The sequence below is a fragment of the Kribbella swartbergensis genome, assembly GCF_054784135.1.
In genome coordinates this window covers 486146-494134 of sequence record NZ_BAAGPM010000008.1, presented here as the reverse complement: position 1 = coordinate 494134, position 7989 = coordinate 486146, and the positions used below count along the sequence as shown (strand labels likewise).

Here is a 7989-nt window from a genome sequence, read left to right as displayed (position 1 = left end):
CACCGACCCCGCGCCGAGCACCCCGCAACCCACCGGTCATCGTCGCCACCGGCTCCCACACGATCCGCCCAACCGCACCGACCCCGCGCCGAGCACCCCGCAACCCACCGGCCGTCGCCGCCACCGGCTCCCACACGATCCGCCCAACCGCACCGACCCCGCGCCGAGCACCCCGCAACCCGCCGGTCATCGCCGCCGCCGGCTCCCGCAGGGGTTGTCCGGCTCTACGGGTCGCGCGTGGGGTGGTGCCTGCTGGGCTGTGGGTGGTTGCCGTCGGGGGTTCCCACAGGGTCTGTCCGGTGCCGGCGGATCGGCCGTGGGCAAGCCAGTCGGTGGTTGCCGGCGGCGGTTGGCAGACGCGTCGGCTGGCTCCAGCGCTTTCGCGCCGGGTGGGGGTCATTGTTTGTCCAGGGCGTAGAGGACGGAGTTGTGGACGACGATGGCGTGGCTGCCGGCGAGGCCCCACGGGCGGGCGGTGTTTTTGGCGAGGGTGGTCGTGGTGCGGCCGGGGCGGATGGCGAGGAGGTCGCCGCGAACCGTCCCGTAGATCGTCCCGGCCGTGATCGACAGCGGCTTGAAGTCCGGCCGGATCGACGTCTTGCGGGCGGTGAAGTCGATCAGGCACTCACCCCACGCCGCGACCTTGCGAGCCTGGTCCGGCACCCACTGCCAACCCTCCGCGATGCTCGCCTTGGTGGCCGGGCACGTCGCCACGACACCACCGTTCGCGGTGGAGTGCACCGCAGGGATGACGATGTTCTCGGTCTTGGTCTTCCACAGCACAAGCGCGCGTCCCGGGCTCGCGGCCACCACGTGGTCGATGCCCGTGTTTCCGGCCGGTCCCTTGAGTTCGAGGGTCTCCAGGTCCTTGCCCGGCTGGCTCCAGTAGAGCGGGCCGCGGTACCGCGCCATCAGGGCCCGGTCGCCCTCGGCCAGCAGGGTGGTGGACTCGCGCGGCTGGTTCGGCACCGTCTTCAGCTCGCCGCCGGACACCACGGCCGCTCCGGCCTCGGCGCCCATCTGGATCAGCGGCGACGTACCGAAGAACTGGACGTCGGCCGAGTTCGGCAGTTCGACGTCTTCCGGCAGGGCGCCGTCGCCAGGCCAGTAGTACAAGGTGTCCGGCGTGGTGATCGCGAGCACCCGCTTGGAGTCGATGGTGGTGTAGACCGGGCCGACGGAGTCCTTCGGCACGGTGTCCTGCCAGAGCACCTTGCCGTTGGCATCGAACACGGCGACCTTCCGGTCCGGCGTCATCACCGCGACCTCGGTGCCGTCCGGGGACACCGCGGGCTTGCTGCCCTCGGCGATGTCGACCGTCCAGCCGGCCTGGGCGGACCAGCCGAGCGGTACCGGGCGGGACGCGAACTGGTCCGGCCCGACACTCGGCTCCGGCAACGGCGGCAGCTTCGGCGACTCCTTCGTCGTGGGGACCTTGTCGTCGAGCTTGCTGAACACGCCGACGTACAGCACCGTCCCGACGACCAGCACGAAGGCGATCGCCGCGGCGACGACGATCGGCCAGATCGGCTTGCTGCCGCGGCGGCCCTTGCCCTCCACCTCGACCGCCTCGACCCGGCCGTCCGGGTGGATGATCAGCGGCCAGGAGGCGCCGTCGGACTCGACCGCGGTCGCCTTCACCGGCCGGCCGAGCTGCCCGGCCCGTTCGCTGACCAGCGCGATCGCGGCCTGGCGCGGGTCGTGGTGGTTCACCGGGTGACTGCGCCCGGCGATCTTCACCTCGGCGTTGTGGTCGTCGTACAGCCGGATCGTCACCTTGGGCCAGGACGGGATCTTCTCAGCCACGCCGACCTCTCATTCCCGCCACCGACTCCACTCCTCCGACTCCGACTCGACTCCGACGTCACGGACGACATCGACCACACCGGTCCAGACCGCTGCGTCAGCGAGCCACCACCCGAGCCACCGGCAAAGTAGACCATTAGCATGTGCTGCGCACCAACGGCATGCCGGGGAACCCGGGCAGGCCCGACGACGCGAGCCCTGGCTCGACTGACCCCGACAAGGGGGTAGAAACATCCTCGCCTGTGGATGGGTCACAGAAGCACACCCGGAAAGCGAGAGAATACTGTGGGCGACAGCCTGTGACGCAGCGCGAGAGGAGGGGCCATGACGCAGAACCCGTGGACTCGGCAGCAATCGCCGACTCCGGGTCCGCAACAGCCGCACCCAGGCCCCCCACCGCAGGTGGACCTGACCCCGCGGGGTCCGTCCGCGCCACAGCTCGGTGTGCCCGCCCCGGCCGAGGACCAGCGACTGCCGAAGTTCGCCATTCCGGCGGCCGACACGCTCTGGTGGGTGGGGGCGCACGGCGGTTCCGGCGAGACGACCATGTCCTTGCTGCTACCGGGCACCAGGGCGGCCAACCATCGCTGGCCGATCCCGCCGCCGCCGGTGCCGACGCCGGTGATCCTGGTCGCCCGGACCAACGGTTCGGGCCTGCGGGCCGCTCAGCGGGCCGCGACCGAGTGGGCGTCCGGAGTGGTCCAGGGTGTCGCCGTCCTCGGCCTGGTGCTGATCGCGGACGCGCCCGGCCGGCTGCCCCGGGTCCTCGACGACTTCGCCGACATCGTCGGCGGAGGGGTGCCGAGGGTGTGGGACATCCCGTGGATCGAGGAGTGGCGCCGAGGGGAGGCACCCACCCCTGACAACACCCCTGACGAGGTTTTCGAAGTCCTTGAATCCATCTACGCTCTTCGCGCGTCAAACCCAGCGGACTACCCCGCCCCGTACTGAAAGGCTCTTACCGCGATGATGTTGGCACATCTGATCTCGGAGGCCGTCACCGTGCTTCCGCTCATCGACGACCCGGGTGCCGGTGAAGCGCCTCCCGGTTCGGAGAAGCTCAACCTGGTGATCCGCTGGGTGACCTGGATCGCATTCAGCATCTGTGTTCTGGGCATCATCATCGCCGGCGCCATGATGGCCGTCGGCCAGCGGCGGGGCGAGGGCGGCGAGCACGCGGCCCGGCTCGGCTGGGTCCTCGCGGCCTGCATCGTGATCGGCTCGGCGTCGGCCCTCATCGGCCTGCTGCAGTGACGGCTACCCAGCCCGACTGGGTCGCCGGAGGCTGATCGGCGATGGGACTGTTCAGCAGAGATCCCGACTCCGGTTCCGGAGGCGACGACGCCGGAGGTGAGGGGACGGGTTTCTGGCAGGAGCGCGGTTTCGTCGCCTCGGCGATCGTCGTCGGTGCGGTGGTCGTCTGCTTGCTGGTCTGGTTCTTCGCCCGGGATCCGGGTACGCCGGCCACGCAGCCGGCGACCTCACCGAGCACCGTCGTACCGACCGAACAGCCCACCGAGGAACCGTCCGTGCCGCCCGCCACGCCCACTGGAGAACCCACCGCCACCCAGACCACGACACCGTCCGGGCCGCCCACGCCCGGCACCGGTGGCTGCAAGCTGAGGAACCCCGACCAGACGATCCCGCGGGTGGCACCGCCGGCGGTCACCTGGCAGTTCGAGGCCGACATGCTCATTCCGCTCCAGCAGGAGGGTGGTCCGGCCGTCACCGACCGGACCGGTGTGCGCTCCTGCTTCGCCCACTCGCCGACCGGTGCCGTGCTCGCGGCGATGGTCACCCTGGGCCAGATCCGCAACCCGGACCTGACCGACGAGGTGCTGGCCACCCGGATCGCGCCCGGCCCCGGCCGGAACCGGGCGATCAGCGAGGCCCGGGTCACCCGGACGCCGCGCAACGAGGGCGACGTTGCGCAGTTCGCCGGCTTCAAGGTGCTGGACTACCTGCCGGACCGGGCGATCATCTCCATCGCCGTCCAGATCGACGACAAGAGCGTCGCGTCGCTGCCGGTCACGATGGTCTGGCACCGCGGCGACTGGAAGGCGGAGCTGAAGGAGGACGGGAGCTTCAACGGCAGCGTGGAGCCGGACCTGCTCGGTTCGCTCGACGGCTACGTCGGGTTCAGGGGGGCGTGATGATCGCCCTGGGCTGTTCGTGGGCGCCCTGGGACTGGGACGACTGCGTCGAGGAGTACCTGGGCCGGGCCGTCAACGCGGCCTTCGGGGGGTTCTTCAAGCTGATCTTCGAGGCCATTACCGCGGTCGTGGTGGCCGCGGTCGAGGCGGTGCTGAAGGCGGTCGGCTTCCTGTGGATCTGGATCGACACCCCGGACGTCTCCAACAGCGGGACGGTCGGCTTCATCCAGGTGCACACCAACTACATCTTCGCCGCGGTCGCGACCATCGCGGTCACCATCGGCGGGATCCAGATGGCCGTGTCGCACCGCGGTGAGCCGCTGCGCGACATCCTCCGGTCGCTGCTCACCATGGTGGTCGTCTCCAGCGCCGGCGCGGTGTTCGCGGCCACGCTGATCCAGGCCGCGGACCAGTTCTCCTCCTGGATCATCAGCCGGGCGCTCGGCGCGGACGACCACGCGTTCGCGACCAAGCTGACCGAGCGGATGATCGATCCGCTCAAGGATCCCGGCGAGGCGCTCGGGTTCGCGCTGATCATCTTCGTCGGCATCCTGATGGTGATCACCGCGATCATCCAGCTGGCGCTGATGATCGTCCGGTACGGGATGCTCGTGCTGCTCGTCGGCGTACTCCCGTTGACCGCGGCGGCCACGAACTCCGAGATGGGGATGATGTGGTTCAAACGCGCGGTCGGGTGGTTGGCCGGGTTCATCATCTACAAACCGGTGGCGGCGCTGATCTACGCCACCGCGATCAAGCTGATGGGTGCGCCGGCCACGCCCGACGGGGCGCCGGAGGGTACGCCGCAGACGCTCAAGATCGTGATGGGCGTGACGATGATGATCATCGCGGTCGTCGCGCTCCCCGCCATCCTCCGCTTCGTCTCACCGAGGACGTCCTGACATGATCGCGCTCGGGTGTGGTGATGGCTGGTTCGAGTGCCTCAAGGCGATCGTCAGTGAATTCCTGGCGCCAGTTGTCAAGGGACTGATCGAGTTGATCTTCCAGCCGATTCTCGACGCCATCGCCAAGGCCGTCACGGTGGTGATGGGCACCATCGGCACCTTCTGGGTGTACGTCGACACACCGGCCGTCGGCAGTACGACGACCGGACAGCCGGCCAACGACACGGTCGGCTGGATCTGGGACCACACCCAGTTCATCGCCGTCGCCGTCGCGATGATCGGCCTGATGGTCGGCGCCATGCAGATGGCCTGGAGCCATCGCGGCGAGGCGGCCCGGGACATCCTCCGGTCGCTGATCACCCTGGCCATCGCGTCGGTGCTCGGGGTTGCGATCGCGCAGGCGCTGATCGAGGTCGGCGACAAGTTCTCCGACTGCCTCGTCACCACCGCACTGAGCGACTCCGGTGAGGGCTGGCGCTGCGGCATGGGCAACACCGGCGGAGGCAAGAGCTTCGGCCAGACGATGGCCGCGATGCTGGGCCTGTCCGCCACCGTGGGGCCGATCGGGATCGGCCTGGCGATCACCATCGGCGTACTCACCATCGTCGCCGGGGTGATCCAGATCGTGCTGATGGTGGTCCGCAGCGCGATGCTGATCCTGCTGCTCGGCGTGCTGCCGATCGCGGCCGCGGCGACGAACACCGAGATGGGCCGGACCTGGTTCAAGCGGATCATCGCCTGGATCCTCGCCTTCATCCTCTACAAACCGGTCGCCGCGATCGTGTACGCGACCGCGATCAGACTCACCTCGAACAACGGTCAGGGGCTGAACTTCGCCAACGGGGACGAGCCGGTGGCGACCCAGGTGATGAACATGGTCACCGGCATCACCATGCTGGTGCTCGCCCTGTTCGCCCTGCCCGCGCTGATGCGGTTCATCGTCCCGATGGTCGCCGCGACCGCGGGCTCGGCCGGCGCCGGAATGATCGCGGCCAAGATGACCGGCCTGGACAAGCTCGCGGACAAGGCCCAGCAGCAGGCCGACCAGAGTGGCGCCGACGGCGGTGGCCAAGGTCAGGGCCCGACGGGTGCCCGCAACGTCGGCCGTCCCAGCCAGGCGCAGAGCCCGAGCGGTGCCGGAGGCGGCGGTGGCGGTGGCGCCGGCGGCGGTGCTGGGGGCGGTGCCGGTGGCGGCGGTGGGGCCGCGGCCGGTGGTCGCGGCGCTGCGGCCGCGGGCGGTGGTGGTGGCGCTGCCGCGGCCGGTGGTGGCGGCGGTGCGGCCGCGGGAGGCGGTGCGGCAGCCGCTGGTGGTGGCGCCGCGGCAGCCGCCGGTCCGGCCGCGGCCGCGGTCGTCGCGGTCAAGATGGGTGTCGACAAGACCAAGGAAGCCGGTCAGATGGCGGCCTCCGAGGCGTTCGACAACGACGCCATGGACGAGGGCTCCGGCGGCGGAGGCGGGGGCGGTGGCGGCGGGGGCGGTGGCCCGTCGGGGAGCGGCGGACCGACCCGCGACATGAGCCGCGACAACGAACGAGCACGAGCACAGCACGAGCAGAACACGCGCTGGCACGACGACCAGCACCGGCGCGACGCGCAACGAGACATGGACGGACCACGTGGCAGCAGCTGACAACGTGCGGAGCGCTCCGCGCACCTACGGCAACTGGCGACAGCCCGCCTCGGCGGGTATCGCCGGCCTGGGCACGCTCGGCACCGGCATCATGATGGGCGGCCTGCTCATGACGATCATCATGATGATGGCGGGCGGCATCATCGCCGCTGTCGTCACCTTGCTGATCGTCGCCGTGATGCTGCTGATGCTGATGACCAAGGACAAGCACGGCCTGTCCGCGCTGCAACGGCTTTCGACCCGCATTGGATGGCAACGAGCAAAGATGACGAAGCAGAACATCTACCGTTCCGGTCCGCTCGGCCGGACCCCCTGGGGCAAGTTCCAGCTTCCCGGCCTGGCCGCCGCCTCCCAGCTGAGCGAGTTCAGGGACTCGTACGGCCGGCCGTTCGCGCTGCTGTTCTACCCGAGCACCCGGCACTTCACCGTCGTCATCAACGCCGAACCCGACGGCGCCTCGCTGGTCGACGAGGAGCAGGTCGACGTCTGGGTCGCGCACTGGGGCCAGTGGCTCGCGTCGCTCGGCCACGAGCCGGGCATCGTCGCCGCCTCGGTGACGGTGGAGAGCGCGCCCGACACCGGCATCCGGCTGCGTCGTGAGGTCAGCAACAACATGCTGGACGGTACGCCGGCCATCGCGCGGGCGATGCTGACCGAGGTCGTGCAGACCTACCCGGAGGGCTCGGCGCTGGTCTCGGCCCGGGTCGCGCTGACGTTCAAGGGCACCGACCGCAACGGCAAGCGGCGTAAGGAAGAGGACATGGGCCGCGAGCTCGCGTCCCGCCTGCCTGCGCTGACCCAGAGCCTGAACGCGACCGGTGCGGGTGCCGCCCGGCCGGTCACCGCCCAGGAGCTCTGCGAGACCGTGCGCATCGCGTACGACCCGGCCGCCGCCGTGCTCATCGACGAGGCGCGTGGGCAGGGTATGGCGCCGGAGCTGCAGTGGACCGATGTCGGTCCGGCCGCCGCCCAGGCGTTCTGGGACAAGTACCGGCACGACTCCGCCTGGTCGGTGACGTGGCAGATGACCCAGGCGCCGCGCGGTGAGGTGTTCTCGTCCGTGCTGTCCCAGCTGGTCGCACCGCACCCGGACATCGATCGCAAGCGGGTCACCCTGCTCTACCGTCCGCTGGACGCGGCTACCGCGGCCCGGATGGTCGAGTCGGACAAGCGCAACGCGTCCTTCCGGGCGACCACATCCAGCCGTCCGACGGCCCGGACGATAGCCGAGGCCCGGGCCGCCGAGCGGACCGCCCAGGAGGAGGCCCGCGGTGCCGGTCTGGTCAACTTCGGCATGGTCGTGACCGGAACGGTGATGACGGCCGAGCAGATCCCGGACATGATCGCTGCCATCGACAACCTGGGCGCAACCGCGCGCATCCTGCTCCGGCCGGCGTACGGCTCGCAGGACTCCGCGTTCGTGGCCGCGCTGCCGCTGGGCGTCGTACTGCAGAGCCACCTAGCCGTCCCGGCTGGGCTGCGGGAGGCACTATGA

Annotated in this window: 8 protein-coding genes; 6 read left to right on the top strand and 2 right to left on the bottom strand. The window is 70.2% G+C overall.

From position 1 onward, the window contains the following. Both ACYVOK_RS06110 and ACYVOK_RS06105 read right to left on the bottom strand, forming a co-directional pair. The coding region (locus ACYVOK_RS06110; protein ID WP_460661248.1) for a hypothetical protein at nt 1-190 on the bottom strand (190 nt) is incomplete at its 3' end. Nucleotides 191-396: 206 nt separating this feature from the next. Beyond that, entirely contained in the window at nt 397-1806 is a 1410-nt protein-coding gene (locus tag ACYVOK_RS06105) for a hypothetical protein (RefSeq protein ID WP_460661247.1), read from the bottom strand. Between the two features lie 324 nt (nt 1807-2130). Here ACYVOK_RS06105 and ACYVOK_RS06100 point away from each other — a divergent pair, with 324 nt between their 5' ends. The 6 genes from ACYVOK_RS06100 to ACYVOK_RS06075 are packed head-to-tail and all read left to right on the top strand — an operon-like array spanning nt 2131 to nt 7989. Next, nucleotides 2131-2757, top strand: coding sequence for a DUF6668 family protein (locus ACYVOK_RS06100; RefSeq protein WP_460661246.1), 627 nt, complete (start codon nt 2131-2133; stop codon nt 2755-2757). A 15-nt stretch (nt 2758-2772) separates the two neighbouring features. Then, nucleotides 2773-3060 (top strand): conjugal transfer protein TrbC, encoded by a 288-nt coding sequence (locus ACYVOK_RS06095; protein ID WP_460661245.1) that lies wholly within the window; start codon nt 2773-2775, stop codon nt 3058-3060. A 41-nt stretch (nt 3061-3101) separates the two neighbouring features. Continuing rightward, a complete protein-coding gene (locus tag ACYVOK_RS06090; protein WP_460661244.1) occupies nt 3102-3959 on the top strand; it encodes a hypothetical protein in 858 nt (285 codons plus the stop codon). Continuing rightward, nucleotides 3959-4861, top strand: coding sequence for a type IV secretion system protein (locus tag ACYVOK_RS06085; protein ID WP_460661243.1), 903 nt, complete (start codon nt 3959-3961; stop codon nt 4859-4861). Before ACYVOK_RS06090 ends, ACYVOK_RS06085 begins: the two co-directional genes overlap by 1 nt. A gap of 1 nt (nt 4862) precedes the next feature. Beyond that, nucleotides 4863-6494 carry a TrbL/VirB6 family protein gene (locus ACYVOK_RS06080; protein ID WP_460661242.1) on the top strand — a complete coding sequence of 544 codons (1632 nt, stop codon included), beginning with the start codon at nt 4863-4865 and terminating at the stop codon, nt 6492-6494. Continuing rightward, nucleotides 6481-7989: an SCO6880 family protein gene (locus ACYVOK_RS06075; protein WP_460661241.1), complete on the top strand. Its 1509-nt coding sequence runs from the start codon at nt 6481-6483 to the stop codon at nt 7987-7989. The genes ACYVOK_RS06080 and ACYVOK_RS06075 overlap by 14 nt, the downstream gene beginning before the upstream one ends.

Bases quoted from the DNA above. Each gene is read 5' to 3' on its own strand.
- ACYVOK_RS06100 (WP_460661246.1), top strand. From the start codon at position 2,131: ATGACGCAGAACCCGTGGACTCGGCAGCAATCGCCGACTCCGGGTCCG.
- ACYVOK_RS06095 (WP_460661245.1), top strand. From the start codon at position 2,773: ATGATGTTGGCACATCTGATCTCGGAGGCCGTCACCGTGCTTCCGCTC.
- ACYVOK_RS06090 (WP_460661244.1), top strand. From the start codon at position 3,102: ATGGGACTGTTCAGCAGAGATCCCGACTCCGGTTCCGGAGGCGACGAC.
- ACYVOK_RS06085 (WP_460661243.1), top strand. From the start codon at position 3,959: ATGATCGCCCTGGGCTGTTCGTGGGCGCCCTGGGACTGGGACGACTGC.
- ACYVOK_RS06080 (WP_460661242.1), top strand. From the start codon at position 4,863: ATGATCGCGCTCGGGTGTGGTGATGGCTGGTTCGAGTGCCTCAAGGCG.